This window comes from Moorena sp. SIO3I6 (assembly GCF_010672095.1).
Genome location: NZ_JAAHHU010001324.1, coordinates 1 through 1,422, shown reverse-complemented (window position 1 = coordinate 1,422; position 1,422 = coordinate 1). Strand labels below are relative to the sequence as shown.

The window sequence follows — 1,422 nt, the reverse complement described above, 5'->3', positions numbered from 1 at the left end:
CCCTCTTTAGTGACCATTAGTGCGTGGTAGTTGGGACATCTTGCTAAACCCGAGGGGACTAATCACTTTCACACGAGAGGTTGATCACCATGTATCGTGTACCAGTTTTATCAAAATCCGATGAACAGAAAAGTTTCCCTAGTTGTCAGTGACTTGTCCGGTGGTGGTGCTATCCGGGCATTTTTGCTAGGACAAGTCCTGAAAAAGCTCAACTATGCCATAGAGATTGTGGGATTTATGTTTGGGAAGGAGTTATATGCCACTCCTCCCTCTGGTTTTACCATTACTTCCGTCCCTGGTGGTAAATATCCTGGAGTCTTAACCGCTGCCCGAGACCTGTTAAAAAAGATAGATGGCGATATTATCTATGCCGTAAAACCCAAACCCACCAGTTTTGGTCTGTCTCTGCTGAAAAAGTTTACTAGCCGTCGTCCAATCATACTGGATATGGATGATTGGGAACTAAGTTGGTATGGTGGCGACCAATGGCAGTATCGTCCAACCCTTAAACAGTTCGGTAGGGATATTCTTACCAAAGATGGTCAATTGAAATATCCAGACCATCCCCTCTATATCAAATGGCTAGAAAAGTTTGTCAATTATGCTGACGCTATCACTATAGATACTCAGTTTCTCAAGGAACGCTTCGGTGGTGTCTATCTATCCAATGGTAAAGATACCGATATGTTTGACCCGGAGCAGTATGACCCAGAACTCAGCCGCAAGCGTTATGGGTTATCGGAGTATCGGGTGCTCATGTTTCCTGGTGCGCCACGACCCCACAAAGGAGTTGAAGATATTTTAGTAGCGCTAGAATATCTCAATCAGCCAGACTTAAGATTGGTGATTGTCGGAGGCAGTCCCTATGATGATTATGATCAACAACTCATTAAAAAATGGGGACGTTGGATTCTTAAATTGCCCAGAACCCCAGTCGAAGAAATGCCAGAGGTTCTGTCAGCAGCTCATATTGTGGTGGTTCCCCAGCGAGATACTCTGGCGGCTAGAGCTCAGTTTCCCTTAAAATTGACAGATGGTATGGCAATGGCTAAACCAGTTTTGTCTACCCGTGTTGGGGATATCCCAACAATTTTAGGTGATACCGGTTATCTGGTTGAGCCTAGTTCGCCACAACAACTAGCTGAGGCGATTCAACAGGTATTTCAGAATCTAGATGCTGCCAATCATAAAGGACTTCAAGCCAGGGAGCTATGCGTAAAGTACCATAGTGTTGATGCCATGGCGGCAGTTCTTGCAGATGTTATTGCTGATTTATAATCTGCTAAGCTGTTCAACATATAATTTGGCTCACTAAGTAAAAGCTTTTTTGTTGACTGTTTATGCTTGAATGGAGCATACGTAAGTCTTCCCCTATACCAACAGTCAACAGTCAACACTCAACAGTAAAGAAACAGTAATCAA

1 protein-coding gene is annotated in these 1,422 nt (G+C 43.9%); it reads left to right on the top strand.

Going from position 1 to position 1,422, the window contains the following annotated elements:
* Window positions 1-120: 120 nt before the first annotated feature.
* Window positions 121-1,278: a glycosyltransferase family 4 protein gene (locus F6K49_RS48985; protein ID WP_075905823.1), complete on the top strand. Its 1,158-nt coding sequence runs from the start codon at window positions 121-123 to the stop codon at window positions 1,276-1,278.
* Window positions 1,279-1,422: the final 144 nt, after the last annotated feature.

What these genes read in the sequence shown, in the direction of transcription:
- F6K49_RS48985 (WP_075905823.1), top strand. Translation starts at nt 121, where the DNA reads ATGAACAGAAAAGTTTCCCTAGTTGTCAGTGACTTGTCCGGTGGTGGT.